Raw genomic sequence first — 18,117 nt, forward strand, 5'->3', positions numbered from 1 at the left:
TTGTCATCGTTTTCTAATATTATAAAGTATAGGACTTTCTCAAAGTAAAAAGTAAACAGATAATTAATTTTCCCTACTCACTTAGAAAAATGCGATCGCCCATAGAAAGAATTAAACTCTCAAAAAAAGCTAAAGATCAACTAATTAAACTTAAAAGAGTTACAAAAATAGAGAATTGGAATGTATTATGTCGGTGGGCGTTTTGTCGATCGTTAGCAGAAGTCAATACTCCTGCAATTTATCCCATTCCAGCCGATAGTAATGTAGAAATGAGTTGGCAAACCTTTGGCGGTGATTTAGCTGAGATTCTCCTGCTTGCCCTTAAGTATCGATGTTATCAAGATGGATTGGGAACTGATGTAGAAACTTTAAATAATCAATTTAGACTACATCTTCATCGAGGTATCGGTTATCTAGCAGGAGATCCAAATTTAGAAAAAATAGAAGACTTGTTAGAATTAGAAATTAGGAGTTAGGAGAGATTGACTCCTCATTCTTGATGGCAGAAATAATCGATCGAACTTCTGTAGTACCTTCTGATGGTTCAAAGGAAAAAGGAAATTTACCAGAACATAACATTCGTAATCCCAAGGGCATTATACTTAATAAGCCTTTTATATCTCGAAAATAATTAGCCACTACCATCACACCAAATTTCCGTTCATCAATCCAACCACCATCTCTAACTAACTCAATTAAAACTTTACGGTGACGAATCGCTGTACCATCATTAATATCTTTTTGGGCAAGAATTTCGCTCTTAATCTTACTGATTTGATCTAACGGAGCTACATCCATCGGACACACTTCATTACACATATAACAACGGGTACAACCCCACACTCCTCGATCGACGCTATTATATTCTTCTAATCTTTTCTCTGAATTAGTATCCCTAGAATCTGTTAATAAACGATAGCTTTTTGCTAAAGCATGAGGGCCCACAAATTCTTGATTAACTTCTTTTGCATTACATTCAGAATAACACGCACCACACATGATACAGTTACCTGTTTGTTCTAGTAATTTTCGTTCTTCAGGAGTTTGTAAAAATTCTTTTTCAGGAATATTTCTTGCCTTGGTACTAACATAAGGTTCAATAGTTTCTAAATCTTGCCAAAAATTTTTCATATCGACAACTAAATCTTTAATAACAGGTAAATTATTAAGAGGAGAAATTACAATTTCTGGGATAAATTCCCCCCCATAGGGATTAATTTTTTTTAGTTCTCCTACAATATTTTCTTTACAAGCTAAACTCGATCGACCATTAATTTTCATGGCACAACTACCGCAGATAGTATTACGACAATTTTTACGATATGTCAAACTTCCATCCAATTCCCATTTAATACGATTTAAACACTCTAAAATAGTATTGCTAGGGTTCACATCTAAAGTGTAAGACTGGAATTGAGGAGATAAATTGTTGTTCTGACGAAGAATTTTAAAAGAAACTTTCATGGCAAATGACTAATAAGAATATTGATCAAGAATCGATGACACTATTATAGAAAATACTGGTAAAATAAGTCAGAATCAAATAATAACTAACCAGCAATTACTTCCTAACTATTGACTTTTAACACTCCATAATTAACAACTAATAATTATTCACTATTCAATATTTACTATTCACTATTCACTATCTATTATTATCTGTTCACTAAAAATAACAATCCAGAACTATTTTTTTACTCATCTATTTAGATAAAAACCTAACTTACTAAGGTATATTAATAATAATCAACAAATTTTTTTCTCCCAAAAGATGATTTAATGATCATTTTTTGTTATGATAAATTATTGTAAGAAATAAAATAAGAATAAAGGAAAAAATTAAATATGAGTGAAGAAACACCAACTCCTTTAGTGGGTAAACCATTATTACAAAAAGTAAAAGAATTATCAGATATTCCCCGTCGTCAAAGAGCTAAAGCCTGTGGTTATTACACTTTAGGAAAAAATGGTAAAGAAAGAGTCAATTTAACGGAATTTTATGACGCTGTATTAGCGGCAAAAGGTGTTCCTCTCGATCCTGAAAGAACTAAGGATGGAAGAGGTAGAGAAGCAACTTTCCGTGTAAGTGTTCATAGAAATGGTCAAATTGTTATTGGTTCTAGCTATACTCAAAAAATGGGCTTAAAACCGGGAGATGAATTTGAAATTAAATTAGGATATAAACATATTCATCTGAAACAAGTAGGGGAAGATGATATGGAATTTGATGATGAAGAGTAATCTTAAATATTGAAATTAATCAATTTTTATCGTTATAAATTTCATTTCACCATAGCCATCAGAAATGATCGTTTCTTCCGACAATTAACCTTGTAGATAATAAATGTTAAATTTTGAGGGTAACTTACTAATTGCTCTATTAAATAATTCCCATGGAATGATAAAAATTATTTTATTCTTGATAATATGGGCGGTTATTTGGTTTCCCATCGCAATCCCCCTCGCAAGGTTAGTTAAATGGCAAATAGCCGCACCAATTTCCAACACTCAAAAACTAACTTTTATAATCTCCCTCTACTCTTTAGTGCCGATTTTGACTTGGGCATTAGTGAAAGTAGAGAAAATTCCCACTGAAAAAATAGGATTGATTTTTCAAGGTAGTCTCTTTAAGTCTATCCTATTTGGCTATGGTTTGGGAATCCTGTCGATGGTTTTCGTCTATGGTATGGAATTATGGGCAGGATGGCTAAACCTCAATTCCCATAATGAAAAAACCCCCAGTATATGGGTTAATTTACCATTACTTTTATTGATCAGTTTATTTATCAGTTCGATCGAAGAATTAGTTTTTCGAGGTATTTTTGTTTACTTTCTCGAAGTAGATTTTTCTTGGTGGTGGACGGGTATTATTTCTAGTGTTATATTTGCGTTATTACACTTAATTTGGGAACAAAAAAATACTCTGCCTCAGTTACCCGGATTATTTCTTATGGGTTTAGTACTTTTTTATGCCCGTACTCTTAACAATTATAGTCTCGGATTGTCCATCGGACTTCATGGTGGATGGGTATTGATTTTAGCTTGTATCGATACATTTGATCTTTATCGTTATAATCCTGATGCTCAAAGTTGGTTAATCGGGAAAAAAGATCAACCTCTCGCCAGTATCGCCGGTTTAATGGTGCTATTAATAACTACTTTCTCGATCTCGATTATATTCTGAATTAGGTTAACCTCGATCGAAAAATATCAGTTAAAGTAGTCGAGTATCTACAAGAATATTTAGATAAAGTCGGGAAAATCTCTTAAATTACGACCAATTATCACTAATTTTGTCCCTCGTTTTTCTTCGGGCTTCCAAAATCGATCAAAAAATGTTTCAAATCGATCGCCGACTCCTTGTAATACCATGCGCATTGGTTTATCGGTAACATTAACAAAACCTTTAATGCGATAAATCTCGAATTTTTCAACTAAAGTGCGTAATTGAGCAAGTAATTCTTGAGGGTTAACGGAATTTTCGATAAATAATTCTTTTGATTCAATCTCATCATCATGATCGTGATCTTCTTCCGTATCATGGTGAGAAGGACGATTAAATAAGTCATCTTCTACCGCAGAGTTAAAGCCTAGCAAGACATCGGAGTTAATTTCTCCTTGGTGACAGGGAATAACTTTAATACCTGTGCGCAATTCTTTTTCTAACCAGTTTTTAACCTCAGTTAAATCATCATCATTGAGTAAATCAGTTTTAGTTAATAATACTAAATCAGCACAGGCTAATTGATCCTCAAATAATTCCTCGATGGGCGTTTCATGATCTAAACTAGGATCATTGACTCTTTGTGCTTCTAAAGCCTTTAAATCCCCTACTAAAGTTCCCTTAGCTAAAGCATCAGCATCAACGATCGTAATAACACTATCCACAGTGGCATGGTTGCGAATTTCTTGCCATTTAAAAGCCTGTATCAATGGTTTTGGTAATGCTAATCCTGATGTTTCAATTACGATCGAGTCTATATCATCTTTTCTCGTCAATAACTCCTGCATAGTGGGATAAAATTCTTCTTGTACGGTACAACAAAGACAACCATTAGTCAACTCGATAATATTACTATTCTCAGTACCTTCATCATCACATACTTGACAACTCCGTAATAAATCTCCATCAATGCCTACCTCCCCAAATTCATTGACAATCACAGCGATTCTTCTACCTTGATTATTTTGTAATAAGTGACGCAACAAGGTAGTTTTTCCCGCGCCGAGAAAACCAGTAATAACAGTAACAGGAATTTTGTGCATATAAAATAATTGGGAATTAGGAATTGGTAATGAATCAATAACCCTCGTTGAAATAAATTTCAACACTAACAGCATAAATCTGCTAAAGCGATTTTAAGAATTCATTATTGATTGTTCATTGTTTATTACCAACTGTCAACTGTGACAGTGATTGTTATACTATTGGTGAAATGAATATATTAACTTTTAAATTAAATTGAAATAATGACAAATACAGAAGATAAAGATTATACCAAGGTAGAACTCGATCGAGATGACAAGGGTGCTAAAGCTAGACAATTATTAGGGATGAAAGGTGCATCTCAATCAAAAAATATTTGGCAGATTAGGCTTCAGTTGATGAAACCGATTACATGGATTCCCTTAATTTGGGGGGTTGTATGTGGAGCCGCCTCTTCTGGAGGCTATGTCTGGGGTTTTGAGGATTTTCTCATGGCTTTAACTTGTATGTTGATGTCAGGTCCTCTTTTAGCAGGTTATACTCAAACTATTAACGATTTTTACGATCGAGATATAGATGCAATCAATGAACCATATCGCCCGATTCCTTCCGGTGCAATTTCCATTCCTCAAGTTGTAACCCAAATTTTGATACTACTTTTTGCAGGAATTGGTGTTGCTTATGGATTAGATGTATGGGCTAACCATGAGTTTCCCATCTTAACTTGTTTAGCTGTAGGAGGATCTTTTATTTCCTATATCTATTCTGCACCTCCCCTTAAACTCAAGCAAAATGGCTGGTTAGGCAACTATGCTTTAGGTTCAAGTTATATTGCACTACCTTGGTGGGCTGGTCATGCTTTATTTGGAGAGTTAAATTGGACGATCGTAATTATTACATTAATATATAGTATGGCAGGTTTAGGTATTGCCGTTGTAAATGATTTTAAAAGTGTGGAAGGTGATCAACAATTGGGGTTAAAATCTTTACCTGTTATGTTTGGAGTTACTACTGCCGCATGGATTTGCGTAATTATGATTGATGTGTTTCAAATTGCTATGGGTGGATATTTAATTTATATTCATCAAAACCTTTATGCTACCATACTATTATTGTTAGTAATTCCTCAAATTACTTTCCAAGATATGTATTTTCTGCGTGATCCTTTAAAAAATGATGTTAAATATCAAGCTAGTGCGCAACCATTTTTAGTCTTAGGAATGTTAGTTATGGGATTAGCCTTAGGACATTCTACTTTTTAATAATCTTAGTTTGCTGAAAAAGTATTCTGATGAAGAATCCTATAACGATCGTATTAAATAAATAAACCGTTATATATTTTGATCTTCATTAGACTACTATAGCAATCCTATCTTAGTCGTGATAAATAATTATGTTTAATTAGCAATTAGCAATCAGTTATCAGCTATTGTGAAGTTAAATTTCTGGTCAACATTAGTAATTGATCACTTATTCTTTAATGGAAAAAAAGCTAAAAGCTAACAGCTAATAACAATAATTATAATAATCCAGCATTAGATAAACCTAACACGAAACCAGCTCCTAAAATATGACCAAAACTAAGAGTTGCTAATAATTCAGGTAAGCCAAATTTCTTCCATAAAGCTGGTTTTTCTACGGGTAAATCTGGCCCAATTCCCGCTTTTTGAATCGCAAAACGTCCAATAAAAATCGCTAATAAGTTGGCAGAAATCATTACTAATGCTACATTAAAATTCCAAGTTACAGTTTGAGGAATAATGCCAAAAAGACTCGATAATACTAAAAAATCCATAATTTTTATCAAAATTGATTTATCTTAACTATTGTCGATATGGTAATATTTATAGGATCTTTTTTGCTCGTTATCTTAAAGATTATTAATCTTTTTTACTTATTAACTTTTATTACTTAATATTTGCTTTTTCACTATTATGCGCATCAAAATCTGTGGAGTTACATTATTAGAACAAGCAATTTCGATCGCTGAATTAGGAGTAGATACATTAGGATTTATATGTGTAAAGACATCACCTCGATATATCAAACCAGAAGATATAAAGAATATAATTAAGATATTACCTCCAGAAATGAGCAAGGTAGGAGTATTTGTTAACGAAAATGTAGAGAATATAATTACTTTAGTCAAAGAAACCGGATTGACTGCAATACAGCTACATGGAGACGAAAATCTGAATGTTTGCAGACAATTAAGAGAATTTTTACCTGATATAGAAATTATCAAGGCTTTTCGTTACCAAAATCTGAAATCTTTGCAGTTATTAGAAAATTATTTACCTTTGATAGACACCATTTTATTAGATGCTTTTCAAGAAGGTATTTATGGGGGTACAGGTAAAACTTTGAATTGGCTACAATTAAATAATTTTAGACCTTCTCGTCCTTGGTTACTAGCAGGAGGACTTGAACCAGATAATGTTATTACAGCATTACAAATAGTCCAATGTGATGGAATTGATCTTTCTAGCGGGGTGGAAATTAGCCCCGGCAATAAAGATTTGGATAAAATAAAATTATTATTAGATAACTTAAATAAATTTAAAAATCAATCCGATTTTGTTTAATAATTTAATTAAATTTATAGATATATTTTACTATCCATATACAATTAATTTTCTATTAATCTATAGAAATAAAAAGATTTTTAACTAATTGATTAGTTTTATTCTCTAATTCTTCCCAATTTAATTCACCTTGATCATCTATTAGTTTTTGATCAATTTCTACCGGGTTAATTTGTCCTTGTTGATAAGATGTAAAACAAATTTGAAAACAGAGATCCCAAAGGTTATTTTGAATCAGATAATCGCCTTTTTTTAAAGATATTATATAATCGGGAAAAGGCTCAGATATTTCTTTATAATCAACTTCCCATTTTGATAACTCTGACTCTTTACGAATATTATCTACTAGCCTAATATAAATAGGTTGTAGTAATATTTGAGCTTTTTCATATTCCAATATATTTTTAAATTTAGGTTTCATTACTATATCTTAAAATTTAGACAAATTTTTGTTGAAATATTTGATAAATAAACTTAGTTATTATGATAATTTTTTGAGTATTTCTTATCTTTATTTGCCACAAACTATAGTTATTTTTCACTTTTTCAATTTCTAAAGCTGTTAACAAAATCGTTAAAGGTATTTCTTTTAAAATTATAAATAAATTATAATTAAGTTTTATTAATATTGTATTGATATTAAATAAATATTTCTTAAACTCTATTAATTTCCATAATATATAAAAATTTAAACCACATAATATTAAGTTAAATATAATAACAAATTTAAGAGACATTAAATATTTTTATTTTAATTAAAATCTTTTTACTGATATTTCAACTTAAAAAATAAGATCGTTCCTGCTAAAACTAAAGTTATAAAATTAGCAATAATAATAGGTAATTCTCCTAATAGAAATCCATAAATTATCCAAAGTAAAACCCCTAAACAAAAACTTAAAAACATTGATAATGAAATATCTTTGGCAGATTTCGATCTCCATGTTTTAATTACTTGAGGTAAAAAAGAAATGGTGGTTAAACTACCAGCCATTAAGCCAATTATTGTCACTAATTCCATATAATTGTAATGATCATTGATCTTTTTTAGATTAAGATAAAAAATACTGAAAAATCAAAAAGTTGTTAAATTAAGTCTGTGGTAAAGGTTGAACAATGTTTACATTACCAAAAAAGTGACCAGTTTTTACCATTTTGCTCCAAAACAAGTTACTAAAATAATTGACTATATTGTTTTAGCATAATAAATAATTCAATCGAGCTTTAAAATATTACTATTTTTAAAAAGAACTTTAAGTATAATATATGGAAAACTTATGCTGTCTATGACTTTTGAAAATGTAAAATCTTTGATGATATGAATACTAAACTTGAAGTTGAAAAAGTTTCGGTCATAGTTCTGGCTTTTAATCGAAAACACCTACTATGTGGTTGTCTGGAATCACTTTTTGTTCAATGCGATTCGGGAGGAGAATTTGAAATAATCGTAGTTGACGATGGTTCCATGGATGGAACTGGAGATATGTTGAAAAATATGATGTTGAAGCATATGAATTTGCGATATATCTATCAGCCTCATCAAGGGATTCCAACAGCGAGAAATAAAGGTATTCTTCATGCTACAGGACAAATTATTGCATTTGTGGCAGATGACTATCTTCTTGAATTTGATTATGTTAAAACGATCATTGAATTCTTCAAAAAACATCAAAATGCTGTTGCTGTGAGATTCAAAGTGAATGGAGCAGATCGCAGTTTTGTCAGTAGAATTAATCATTTTTATTTTGATGCTAGTGTTAAAAAACGCCTTCGATTGGTTCCCGGCAATAGAGAGGAAATTACAATGAATCACGATCTGGATGCTTCTGGAGGAGCGGCTTTCAAGAAAATGGTTTTCGAAGAAGTAGGACTCTTTGACGAGTCTTTGCAACGTGCAGAAGACACAGATATGGCGATAAGGATGCGTGGACGGGGGTTAAATATTTATTACAACCCATACCATGTAATTAGGCATAGATATAATCCGTCTTTGCTGGATACAATTCGGAAAAGTTTTCTGACCGGAATATACCGCTATGATTATTATTTAAAATATTCTGGTAAGTATTTTTCGTGGAACGGTTTGGTAAGATCGGGCAGTGTATCGAAGATGGATGCTTTATTACACGCATATTGGAGTGCGAAGGAAACAGATTCTTTGGGTGTTTTTGTTGTATCAATTCCATTTTTATTTGTTTTTGAATTTGTCAATAAAATTGGTTTCTTTTTGTCTATGTGTTATCAAATATTAGTAATGATTTCTGGGTGTAGATTGTTGAAAAAGAAAATTGTAGGTGGTGCAGATCCATCTTGTGTCCAATCAAAAGCTAAATCTACAGAGGAGGACGGTACAATAAATACTTAGACAAAATAGATTGTGGACTTTACATAAAATTATAGGACTTGTGTCATGTTTGTTTAAATGGTTCTAATATTTTCTCTCGCAAAGACGCTACACGGTTTTTATAACTAATTATCAGAACTTAATATGACACCGATAAATTAAGGGCGTTGCTGAATTAAGGTATGATTTTAAGATAAAGCGATCAAATTTATTAGAAATCAAAAAATGATCAAATACCCCGAGTGCAGTTCTATGCACATTAACAAAAATGGAATGAAAAGAGGAAAGCAAAATCATCTTTGTGTTGATTGTGGTAGACAGTTTATTAATCCACAACCATCTAATTCCAGAGGTTATAGTGATCAGATTAGAAGTGAGTGCTTAAAAATGTATGTCAATGGTATGGACTTTCGAGCAATTGAAAGAGTAAAAGGAGTTCATCATACTACCGTGATTAATTGGGTGAAAGATGTGGCAAAGCTTTTGCCCAATAGTTATCAAGCCGAAACCAGACCTAAAGTCGGTGAATTAGATGAATTACAAACATTTGTGGGTTTAAAAAAAACAAAATGTGGTTATGGACTGGGGTAGATCACTTTAAACCAGGCATTTTAGAATGGGTTGTGGGGGATAGAAGTGCCGAAACATTTCAACCGTTGTGGGAAAGAGTAAAACAATGGAATTGTTATTTTTATGTAACTGATGGTTGGAAGGTATATCCTAATTTTATCCCAGAGGGGGACCAAATTATCAGTAAAACTTATATGACAAGGGTTGAAGGAGAAAATACGAGATTGAGGCACTATCTAGCCAGATTACAGAGAAAAACCCTTTGCTAAGCTAAGACGCATTTAACTTACATTGATTAATTCACCCTTATTCTTAAATTTTTTACTCCAATTAATTACTAAACCTCCTTCATTTAATAAGTAATTTACTGTTTTTTCTAGCTGTTCTTTATTTTCAAAGTTTCTATAAGCTATATATTCCTTTGCCGAATGCCACACTAATTCTATTAAGTTATAATCTGGACTATATACCGGTAAATATTCTAGTCTTATATTCGGTAGATTTTTTTCTATTTTTTCTACTATTTCCTTTTTTTTATGGAAACTTGCGTTGTCTAATATTATGATTATTTTCGGACCACATTCTTTAAAATCTTTTTCATCATTTCCCTTACTTACCCATTCATTTTTTATTTCTTCCCATAACTTTTTTAATTGTTCACAAAACGTTTCTGAATCACCTTTTTTTATTACAAAACATCTTCTTTTTTTATCCGAATATCTTATTCCTCCCATGATATTTACTCTTCCTCTTCTTCTTTCTCCCTTCACCTTTTTTCTTTTTCCTTTTTTCGTCCATGTTTTTCTTCTTATCACCCTTAAACTAAAACCACATTCATGAGGGGCTGTGTGGCGAATTTAGTTCGCCACTTTAAACGCCCCATCCCAAAACCATACTTGAACTAACTCAGGATTCTCTTTACCTATTTCTATGTAATGTTCTAATTTTTCTTTAAATGCTTTTCTTTGTTCTTGATTTTGTTTGTCTTCTAAACTATATTTTCCCCAAATATAACTATACTTTTTTCTTTTTAATATCCTCACTACTTGTGATTTGCTTAATTTAATTCCTGTTTCTTTTTCCAAATGTTCTGATAATCTTTGCCCCGTCCATCGACCAAAATCATATCCAAAATCTTCAGGATTTTTATCAACTACTTCTAATAATCTTTCAATATATTTATCCGTTGCTTTTGTTTGGTTTCCTTTTCTTCTTTTATCTTGCAATGAATCTACATTATTAGGATTACCATGAACTGCCCAGTAAGCCACCGTTTTGGGGGAACAACCCAAAAAAACTGCTATTTCTTGATAATTTTTACCATCATTCTCTAATAAAAATATTAAAATTCTTTCCCTGACTTCCGATCTCTTTTCTATTTTTAAAGCATCTTGTAGATACTTTCTTTCTTCCTCTGACAAAAAATTTTTAGAAGGCATAAATCACACCTAAGTTTTATCTTTTCTGACTTAAATTATATACCAAATCAATGCGTCTTAGCTTATTCCAAGTCTGTCGAAATGCGGAAATATTCAATCTCACTTTTGATTCATTATTTTAAATTCCAAGATATTCCTATACCTTATCGAGGTGAGGTGCGATCGTGCAGTGCCGCCAAAGGCGATCGCTTTATCTAACAATCATACCTTAATTCAGCAATGCCAAATATTGAAAGAATAGAAGAAATAGGAAGAAAAGAATGGAAAGAAGAAAGTGGCTATCATCGACGTTCTATTTCGGAAACAACAATGTTTAGGTTAAAAACAATATTTGGAGGTAAAGTAAGTAGTCGAGATTTTGACAATCAGGCAGTAGAGTTATTTGTTCAATGTCTGTTGTTAAATAGAATGATACAAATTGCTAAACCAGATAGCTATATAGTTAATAACGGATAAATATAAGGTTTGTGGTCGCACCTGTTGAAACAAAATTCACTATTTATTAATTCATCCAACAAAGCCGTTCCTAAATATGAAAAATTTTGAATCGAGTTTTTTCGGTGAATTCTCTGTAAAAGAGACTTTAAGGCTTTATGATTAGGCGGAACGAAAAAAAAGAGAAGAAAAAGGTTGCAAAATTAAAAGATGTTAGTTATATTAGTAAATGTGCGATTGAGCTTCACAGCCCAGTCTAACGCACCACGAACCTCGACAACTTCATAGTTTGAAAGCCATTTTCAATTCATAACATACACCCTTGTTAAAAAACTTTAAATTAACAAACAAAGTATTAAATTACTTAAAAAAAGAGCAATCAAAAAGCTCCAAAAGAAAACTAAGTAACTTCGGTGAAAGGAAATCTACAATGGAGAGTTTGATCCTGGCTCAGGATGAACGCTGGCGGTATGCTTAACACATGCAAGTCGAACGGTCTCTTCGGAGATAGTGGCGGACGGGTGAGGAACGCGTGAGAATCTGCCTTGAGGTCGGGGACAACAGTTGGAAACGACTGCTAATACCGGATGAGCTGAGAAGTAAAAGATTTATTGCCTCAAGAGGAGCTCGCGTCTGATTAGCTAGATGGTGGGGTAAAGGCCTACCATGGCGACGATCAGTAGCTGGTCTGAGAGGATGAGCAGCCACACTGGGACTGAGACACGGCCCAGACTCCTACGGGAGGCAGCAGTGGGGAATTTTCCGCAATGGGCGAAAGCCTGACGGAGCAATACCGCGTGAGGGAGGAAGGCTCTTGGGTTGTAAACCTCAAAACTTAGGGAAGAAAAAAATGACGGTACCTAATATAAGCATCGGCTAACTCCGTGCCAGCAGCCGCGGTAATACGGAGGATGCAAGCGTTATCCGGAATCATTGGGCGTAAAGCGTCCGTAGGTGGCATTTAAAGTCTGCTGTCAAAGACCGAAGCTCAACTTCGGGTAGGCGGTGGAAACTAAAAAGCTAGAGTATAGTAGGGGTAGAGGGAATTCCTAGTGTAGCGGTGAAATGCGTAGAGATTAGGAAGAACACCAGTGGCGAAGGCGCTCTACTGGGCATATACTGACACTGAGGGACGAAAGCTAGGGTAGCGAAAGGGATTAGATACCCCTGTAGTCCTAGCGGTAAACGATGGATACTAGGTGTTGTCTGTATCGACCCGGACAGTGCCGAAGCAAACGCGTTAAGTATCCCGCCTGGGGAGTACGCACGCAAGTGTGAAACTCAAAGGAATTGACGGGGACCCGCACAAGCGGTGGAGTATGTGGTTTAATTCGATGCAACGCGAAGAACCTTACCAAGGCTTGACATCCTGCGAATCTTTTAGAAATAGAAGAGTGCCTTAGGGAACGCAGAGACAGGTGGTGCATGGCTGTCGTCAGCTCGTGTCGTGAGATGTTGGGTTAAGTCCCGCAACGAGCGCAACCCTCGTCCTTAGTTGCCATCATTAAGTTGGGGACTCTAGGGAGACCGCCGGGGAGAACTCGGAGGAAGGTGGGGATGACGTCAAGTCAGCATGCCCCTTACGTCTTGGGCTACACACGTACTACAATGGTTGAGACAAAGGGAAGCGAAACTGCGAAGTGGAGCGAATCCTGTCAAACTCAGCCCCAGTTCAGATTGCAGGCTGAAACTCGCCTGCATGAAGGAGGAATCGCTAGTAATCGCAGGTCAGCATACTGCGGTGAATCCGTTCCCGGGTCTTGTACACACCGCCCGTCACACCATGGAAGTTGGTCATGCCCGAAGTCGTTACCTTAACCGCAAGGAGAGGGATGCCGAAGGTGGGACTAGTGACTGGGGTGAAGTCGTAACAAGGTAGCCGTACCGGAAGGTGTGGCTGGATCACCTCCTTAAAGGGAGACTTCGAGAGAAGTCAATCAAGAGTGTAGAAAATGGCTTTTAAACTAGAGAGAGGGTTCATGGGCTTGGGCTATTAGCTCAGGTGGTTAGAGCGCACCCCTGATAAGGGTGAGGTCCCTGGTTCAAGTCCAGGATGGCCCATTACTCAGAGGAGTATGAAGGGGGTATAGCTCAGTTGGTAGAGCGCCTGCTTTGCAAGCAGGATGTCAGCGGTTCGAGTCCGCTTATCTCCAGGGAACAATTCAGCATCTAAAATAGAATGCTGAACAAAAGTTCAGTAAGAACCTTGAAAACTGCATAAAAAAAGTAGGTAGAAAAAGCTGTAGAAATCACAGACAGGTCAAGCAAAGAAGGGCTGATGGTGGATACCTAGGCACACGAAGGCGAAGAAGGACGTAGCAACCTACGAAAAGTCTCGGGGAGTCGGAAGCAGACTATGAGCCGAGAGTATCCGAATGGGGCAACCCGATCAACACACTATGAAAATAGTGATGAGCGAACCTGGTGAACTGAAACATCTTAGTAGCCAGAGGAAGAGAAAACAAAAGTGATTCCCCCAGTAGCGGCGAGCGAAACGGGAACAGCCTAAACCAGAGTTTACGAACTGTGGGGTAGTGGGACATCAAGATCGAAACTAGAAGTTAAATGAACTAGCTGAAAACTAGACCGTAGAAGGTGAAAGTCCTGTAATTGAAAACTAAAAGAATTGTAGATGAATCCCGAGTAGCACGAGATAAGTGGAATCTAGTGTGAATCAGCCACGACCACGTGGTAAGGCTAAATACAAAGTGTGACCGATAGAGAAAAGTACCGCGAGGGAAAGGTGAAAAGAACCCCGGGAGGGGAGTGAAATAGAACATGAAACCATCAGCTTACAAGCAATGGGAGTCCGATAGAACGGATGACCGTGTGCCTGTTGAAGAATGAGCCGGCGACTTACAGGCGGTGGCGGGTTAAATCGAAAAGATGAAGCCAAAGAGAAATCGAGTCCGAAAAGGGCGCTAGTCACTGTTTGTAGACCCGAACCCGGGTGATCTAACCATGGCCAGGATGAAGCCCCCGTAACAGGTGGTGGAGGTCCGAACCGACCAATGTTGAAAAATTGGCGGAGGAGCTGTGGTTAGGGGTGAAATGCCAATCGAACCCGGAGCTAGCTGGTTCTCCCCGAAATGTGTTGAGGCGCAGCGGTGTAGAAGGGAATGGGGGGTAAAGCACTGTTTCGTTGCGGGCTGCGAGAGCGGTACCAAGATGAGACAAACTCAGAATACCCATGACTATAGCACTAGTGAGACGGTGGGGGATAAGCTTCATCGTCAAGAGGGAAACAGCCCAGACCATCAGCTAAGGTCCCAAAGTATCAACTAAGTGAGAAAGGAGGTGGGAGTGCTTAGACAACCAGGAGGTTTGCCTAGAAGCAGCAATCCTTGAAAGAGTGCGTAATAGCTCACTGGTCAAGCGCTCCGGCGCCGAAAATGAACGGGGCTAAGTTGGTCACCGAAGCTATGGACTTAGAAATAAGTGGTAGGGGAGCGTTCTATATAGGGTGAAGCATTAGCGGCAAGCAGATGTGGACAGTATAGAAGTGAGAATGTCGGCTTAAGTAGCGAAAATTAAGGTGAGAATCCTTAACCCCGAAAGCCCAAGGGTTTCTCCAGAAGGCTCGTCCGTGGAGAGTTAGCCCGGACCTAAGGCGAAGCGAAAAGCGTAGTCGATGGCAAGCAGGTAAATATTCCTGCGTGGCTTTATAGGAGCGATTATCGGGACCCATAGACAAAGAAGTACACCCTGAGTGGATTGGGAGCAGTTTACTGCGAGTATGGAAAGAAAGTGGCAAGAAAAGCGATAATCGTGTTGAGTATAGAGTCCCGGTACCCGAAACCGACACAGGTGGGCAAGTAGAGAATACTAAGGGGAGCGAGAGAACTCTCTCCAAGGAACTCGGCAAAATGACCCCGTAACTTAGGGAGAAGGGGTGCCTCCGAGAGGAGGTCGCAGTGAAGAGGCCCAGGCGACTGTTTAGCAAAAACATAGGTCTCTGCAAACTCGAAAGAGGAAGTATAGGGGCTGACGCCTGCCCAGTGCCGGAAGGTTAAAGAAGTTGGTCAGTTTTAGGATGAAGCTAGCGACTGAAGCCCCGGTGAACGGCGGCCGTAACTATAACGGTCCTAAGGTAGCGAAATTCCTTGTCGGGTAAGTTCCGACCCGCACGAAAGGCGTAACGATCTGGGCACTGTCTCGGAGAGAGACTCGGCGAAATAGGAATGTCTGTGAAGATACGGACTACCTGCACTTGGACAGAAAGACCCTATGAAGCTTTACTATAGCTTGGAATTGTGTTCGGGCTTGCGGTGCGCAGGATAGGTGGGAGGCGTAGAAGTATTTCTTGTGGGGAATATGGAGCCAATGGTGAGATACCACTCTCTGGGAGCTAGAATTCTAACGGGAAACCGGAAAGTTTCAGGTGGGTAGTTTGACTGGGGCGGTCGCCTCCAAAAAGGTAACGGAGGCGTACAAAGGTTACCTCAGACTGGTTGGAAATCAGTCGAAGAGTGCAAAGGCAGAAGGTAGCTTGACTGTGAGACGGACAGGTCGAACAGGGTGGAAACACGGTCTTAGTGATCCGACGGTGCTGTGTGGAAGGGCCGTCGCTCAACGGATAAAAGTTACTCTAGGGATAACAGGCTGATCTCCCCCAAGAGTTCACATCGACGGGGAGGTTTGGCACCTCGATGTCGGCTCATCGCAACCTGGGGCGGAAGTACGTCCCAAGGGTTGGGCTGTTCGCCCATTAAAGCGGTACGTGAGCTGGGTTCAGAACGTCGTGAGACAGTTCGGTCCATATCCGGTGCAGGCGTGAGAATATTGAGAGGAGCCTTCCTTAGTACGAGAGGACCGGGAAGGACGTACCTCTGGTGTACCAGTTATTGTGCCAACAGTAAACGCTGGGTAGCCAAGTACGGAGAGGATAACCGCTGAAAGCATCTAAGTGGGAAGCCCACCTCAAGATGAGTATTCTGGTGTAAGGTTACGGGAAGAACACCCGTTTTATAGGCACAAGGTGGAAGTGCAGTAATGTGTGGAGCCGAAGTGTACTAACAAACCGTCCGCTTGACCTAATCTTAAAATCGATCTACTTTTTTATGCAGTCTTGAAGGAAAACTTCAAGGAATTAGCTGGTGTGTGTAGCATTGTGGAACCACTGCGAACCATCCCGAACTCGTGGGTGAAACGCAATCGCGGCGACGATACTAATGGGGTAGCCCGTTGGGACAATAGTTCCATGCCAGCTTTAACATTAACTCATCTCATCTCATATGAAACAAAAAGCATCCTTCTTAAATCGGGGTGCTTTTTTGGTGCGTTCAGAAAATATCTCCTCTTTATACAGATTAGCATCTTCAATCCATTACAGTCTTGTCTGTTTAGCTTAATTGTCACCCCCTCAGCAAAGATCATAATAAGTACCTAGGCAAAATTAATTGTATATTTTGAACCAAAGTTTATAAGAATATTTTCTACTCCTTTTACTAAATCTAAATAACTTTTATAACAGGAGTTCTCTAACCATTTATATTTCATAAATCTCCACAGTATTTCTATTTTGTTTAATTGTGGTGAATAGGGTGGTAGAAAGAATATTTTTAATCCTTTTTTTTCCCATTCTTCTTCTTTATTCCAGAATTTTTTATTTTGGTGAATCGAGGCATTATCCATTACTAATACTGTTTCCTTCTTTATTTTTTTACTCAAGTTATCTATACAAGCTATCACGACATCACTATTGATTGATGACTCAAATACATAGCTTTCTAACTCATTATTTTTTTTCATAAATCCTAACACATTTAATCTTTTACTTAGGCTACTTTCTCTTTCTATTTTTCTCTCTTTTTCTTGCGATCCATAAGGTAAACAAGGTACTAAACTAAATCCACTTTCATCACCATAATATATATCTATTTTTCCTTCATTTTCTGCTCTTTTTAGTTGCTCTAATTGTCTCTTTTTTTGTTGGTATAATTTAGGGCATACTTCCCCTTTTACCATTTTCTTTAACCGATACCACCCCATGCCTTTTTTTTGGCTAATCTTTTTATCGTATCTTTACTTATTTTTATCTCCCACTCATTTTCTATTTTTTCTTGAACTATCTTTAAGGTTTTTGGATGAGATTTTATCCATTCTTTTACTTTTAATTCTTGTTGCTCATTTAAAGTTGATTTTCTTCCTCTTCCCTTCAAGCTATATAATCCATTTAAACCATTTTTTTCCCAATTATTAAGCCAATTATAAATTGTATTTCTACTAATATTTAATATTAACATTATTTGAGTAATTTTATAACCTTGATAACTTAACAAAATCGATTTTGCTCGATGTCTAACTTGATAGTATTTACTTTTTTGTTCAATAGTCTTTAATAACTGTTGTGTTTCTGGAGCTAATCTGGTAACAAATCGCATTTTTTATCCTTGATTTACTTATTTTTCATATTTTTAGCAGATTTTAAGCTACATTAATTATTTTTAAATATAAATAAAACTTTTGTATATTACTTTTTGATTTTATTAAATTTATTTTAATGTTATAATTATACAATTAATTCTGCCCACTTAC

13 protein-coding genes, 2 tRNA genes, 3 rRNA genes and 3 pseudogenes are annotated in these 18,117 nt (G+C 36.4%); 13 read left to right on the forward strand and 8 right to left on the reverse strand.

Going from position 1 to position 18,117, the window contains the following annotated elements; all coding sequences use genetic code 11:
- The first annotated feature begins 89 nt into the window (after positions 1 to 89).
- Positions 90 to 476 (forward strand): DNA sulfur modification protein DndE, encoded by a 387-nt coding sequence (dndE, locus tag GM3709_RS17525; RefSeq protein WP_066121587.1) that lies wholly within the window; start codon positions 90 to 92, stop codon positions 474 to 476.
- On the opposite strand, the gene GM3709_RS17530 is transcribed toward dndE, so the two are convergent.
- On the reverse strand, positions 466 to 1,464 hold the full coding sequence (locus GM3709_RS17530) for a succinate dehydrogenase/fumarate reductase iron-sulfur subunit (RefSeq protein ID WP_066121589.1): 999 nt from the start codon (positions 1,462 to 1,464) through the stop codon (positions 466 to 468). The genes dndE and GM3709_RS17530 overlap by 11 nt on opposite strands.
- Before the next feature lie 381 nt (positions 1,465 to 1,845).
- On the opposite strand from GM3709_RS17530, the gene GM3709_RS17535 reads away from it, so the two are divergent.
- Both GM3709_RS17535 and GM3709_RS17540 read left to right on the forward strand, forming a co-directional pair.
- Positions 1,846 to 2,241: an AbrB family transcriptional regulator gene (locus GM3709_RS17535; RefSeq protein WP_066121591.1), complete on the forward strand. Its 396-nt coding sequence runs from the start codon at positions 1,846 to 1,848 to the stop codon at positions 2,239 to 2,241.
- 103 nt (positions 2,242 to 2,344) lie between these two features.
- Complete coding sequence (locus GM3709_RS17540; protein WP_066121593.1) at positions 2,345 to 3,184, forward strand: CPBP family intramembrane glutamic endopeptidase; 840 nt, start codon at positions 2,345 to 2,347, stop codon at positions 3,182 to 3,184.
- Between the two features lie 59 nt (positions 3,185 to 3,243).
- Here GM3709_RS17540 and cobW read toward each other — a convergent pair whose 3' ends face one another.
- Entirely contained in the window at positions 3,244 to 4,266 is a 1,023-nt protein-coding gene (gene cobW, locus GM3709_RS17545; RefSeq protein WP_066122013.1) for a cobalamin biosynthesis protein CobW, read from the reverse strand.
- 204 nt (positions 4,267 to 4,470) lie between these two features.
- On the opposite strand from cobW, the gene chlG reads away from it, so the two are divergent.
- Positions 4,471 to 5,469: a chlorophyll synthase ChlG gene (gene chlG, locus GM3709_RS17550; RefSeq protein WP_066121595.1), complete on the forward strand. Its 999-nt coding sequence runs from the start codon at positions 4,471 to 4,473 to the stop codon at positions 5,467 to 5,469.
- A gap of 257 nt (positions 5,470 to 5,726) precedes the next feature.
- Here the strand turns inward: chlG and psaK are convergent, their stop codons facing one another.
- A complete protein-coding gene (gene psaK / locus GM3709_RS17555) occupies positions 5,727 to 6,002 on the reverse strand; it encodes a photosystem I reaction center subunit PsaK (RefSeq protein ID WP_082713035.1) in 276 nt (91 codons plus the stop codon).
- Between the two features lie 139 nt (positions 6,003 to 6,141).
- Between psaK and GM3709_RS17560 the strand changes: the two genes are divergently transcribed.
- A complete protein-coding gene (locus GM3709_RS17560) occupies positions 6,142 to 6,792 on the forward strand; it encodes a phosphoribosylanthranilate isomerase (protein ID WP_066121597.1) in 651 nt (216 codons plus the stop codon).
- A gap of 55 nt (positions 6,793 to 6,847) precedes the next feature.
- Here the strand turns inward: GM3709_RS17560 and GM3709_RS17565 are convergent, their stop codons facing one another.
- Together GM3709_RS17565 and GM3709_RS17575 are read right to left on the reverse strand one after the other, a co-directional pair.
- Entirely contained in the window at positions 6,848 to 7,213 is a 366-nt protein-coding gene (locus GM3709_RS17565) for a hypothetical protein (protein WP_066121599.1), read from the reverse strand.
- Positions 7,214 to 7,558: 345 nt separating this feature from the next.
- Positions 7,559 to 7,813 (reverse strand): SemiSWEET transporter, encoded by a 255-nt coding sequence (locus GM3709_RS17575; RefSeq protein ID WP_066121603.1) that lies wholly within the window; start codon positions 7,811 to 7,813, stop codon positions 7,559 to 7,561.
- Between the two features lie 297 nt (positions 7,814 to 8,110).
- Here GM3709_RS17575 and GM3709_RS17580 point away from each other — a divergent pair, with 297 nt between their 5' ends.
- Both GM3709_RS17580 and GM3709_RS19375 read left to right on the forward strand, forming a co-directional pair.
- The gene (locus GM3709_RS17580; protein WP_066121605.1) at positions 8,111 to 9,157 is read left to right on the forward strand and encodes a glycosyltransferase; all 1,047 of its coding nucleotides are present in this window, start codon (positions 8,111 to 8,113) and stop codon (positions 9,155 to 9,157) included.
- A 207-nt stretch (positions 9,158 to 9,364) separates the two neighbouring features.
- Positions 9,365 to 9,972 (forward strand): annotated as a pseudogene (locus tag GM3709_RS19375) (IS1 family transposase); the annotation flags it as partial.
- A 15-nt stretch (positions 9,973 to 9,987) separates the two neighbouring features.
- On the opposite strand, the pseudogene GM3709_RS19380 reads toward GM3709_RS19375, so the two are convergent.
- Positions 9,988 to 11,145, reverse strand: a pseudogene (locus GM3709_RS19380) (IS630 family transposase).
- A 243-nt stretch (positions 11,146 to 11,388) separates the two neighbouring features.
- On the opposite strand from GM3709_RS19380, the pseudogene GM3709_RS17605 reads away from it, so the two are divergent.
- The 6 genes and pseudogenes from GM3709_RS17605 to rrf form a co-directional block, all read left to right on the forward strand.
- Positions 11,389 to 11,601: pseudogene (locus GM3709_RS17605) on the forward strand (IS5 family transposase); the annotation flags it as partial.
- 406 nt (positions 11,602 to 12,007) lie between these two features.
- Positions 12,008 to 13,493, forward strand: a 16S ribosomal RNA gene (locus tag GM3709_RS17610).
- A 74-nt stretch (positions 13,494 to 13,567) separates the two neighbouring features.
- A tRNA-Ile gene (locus GM3709_RS17615) sits at positions 13,568 to 13,641 on the forward strand.
- Positions 13,642 to 13,660: 19 nt separating this feature from the next.
- Positions 13,661 to 13,733: transfer RNA gene (locus tag GM3709_RS17620), tRNA-Ala, on the forward strand.
- A gap of 105 nt (positions 13,734 to 13,838) precedes the next feature.
- Positions 13,839 to 16,616 (forward strand): 23S ribosomal RNA (locus GM3709_RS17625).
- A gap of 56 nt (positions 16,617 to 16,672) precedes the next feature.
- A 5S ribosomal RNA gene (gene rrf, locus GM3709_RS17630) occupies positions 16,673 to 16,789 on the forward strand.
- The 16S, 23S and 5S rRNA genes sit together here with 2 tRNA genes alongside, the layout of an rRNA operon.
- A gap of 176 nt (positions 16,790 to 16,965) precedes the next feature.
- Here the strand turns inward: rrf and GM3709_RS21230 are convergent.
- Positions 16,966 to 17,571, reverse strand: coding sequence for an IS630 family transposase (locus tag GM3709_RS21230; protein ID WP_197671854.1), 606 nt, complete (start codon positions 17,569 to 17,571; stop codon positions 16,966 to 16,968).
- Positions 17,553 to 17,963 carry a helix-turn-helix domain-containing protein gene (locus tag GM3709_RS21235; RefSeq protein ID WP_197671855.1) on the reverse strand — a complete coding sequence of 137 codons (411 nt, stop codon included), beginning with the start codon at positions 17,961 to 17,963 and terminating at the stop codon, positions 17,553 to 17,555. The genes GM3709_RS21230 and GM3709_RS21235 overlap by 19 nt, the downstream gene beginning before the upstream one ends.
- Positions 17,964 to 18,117: the final 154 nt, after the last annotated feature.

It is taken from the genome of Geminocystis sp. NIES-3709 (assembly GCF_001548115.1).
GTDB lineage: Bacteria > Cyanobacteriota > Cyanobacteriia > Cyanobacteriales > Cyanobacteriaceae > Geminocystis.

Coding starts and splice junctions, on each gene's coding strand:
- GM3709_RS17580 (WP_066121605.1), top strand. CDS start 8,111: ATGAATACTAAACTTGAAGTTGAAAAAGTTTCGGTCATAGTTCTGGCT.
- GM3709_RS17535 (WP_066121591.1), top strand. CDS start 1,846: ATGAGTGAAGAAACACCAACTCCTTTAGTGGGTAAACCATTATTACAA.
- chlG (WP_066121595.1), top strand. CDS start 4,471: ATGACAAATACAGAAGATAAAGATTATACCAAGGTAGAACTCGATCGA.
- GM3709_RS21235 (WP_197671855.1), bottom strand. CDS start 17,963: ATGCGATTTGTTACCAGATTAGCTCCAGAAACACAACAGTTATTAAAG.
- GM3709_RS17575 (WP_066121603.1), bottom strand. CDS start 7,813: ATGGAATTAGTGACAATAATTGGCTTAATGGCTGGTAGTTTAACCACC.
- GM3709_RS17565 (WP_066121599.1), bottom strand. CDS start 7,213: ATGAAACCTAAATTTAAAAATATATTGGAATATGAAAAAGCTCAAATA.
- dndE (WP_066121587.1), top strand. CDS start 90: ATGCGATCGCCCATAGAAAGAATTAAACTCTCAAAAAAAGCTAAAGAT.
- GM3709_RS17560 (WP_066121597.1), top strand. CDS start 6,142: ATGCGCATCAAAATCTGTGGAGTTACATTATTAGAACAAGCAATTTCG.
- cobW (WP_066122013.1), bottom strand. CDS start 4,266: ATGCACAAAATTCCTGTTACTGTTATTACTGGTTTTCTCGGCGCGGGA.
- GM3709_RS17540 (WP_066121593.1), top strand. CDS start 2,345: ATGTTAAATTTTGAGGGTAACTTACTAATTGCTCTATTAAATAATTCC.
- psaK (WP_082713035.1), bottom strand. CDS start 6,002: ATGGATTTTTTAGTATTATCGAGTCTTTTTGGCATTATTCCTCAAACT.
- GM3709_RS21230 (WP_197671854.1), bottom strand. CDS start 17,571: ATGGGGTGGTATCGGTTAAAGAAAATGGTAAAAGGGGAAGTATGCCCT.
- GM3709_RS17530 (WP_066121589.1), bottom strand. CDS start 1,464: ATGAAAGTTTCTTTTAAAATTCTTCGTCAGAACAACAATTTATCTCCT.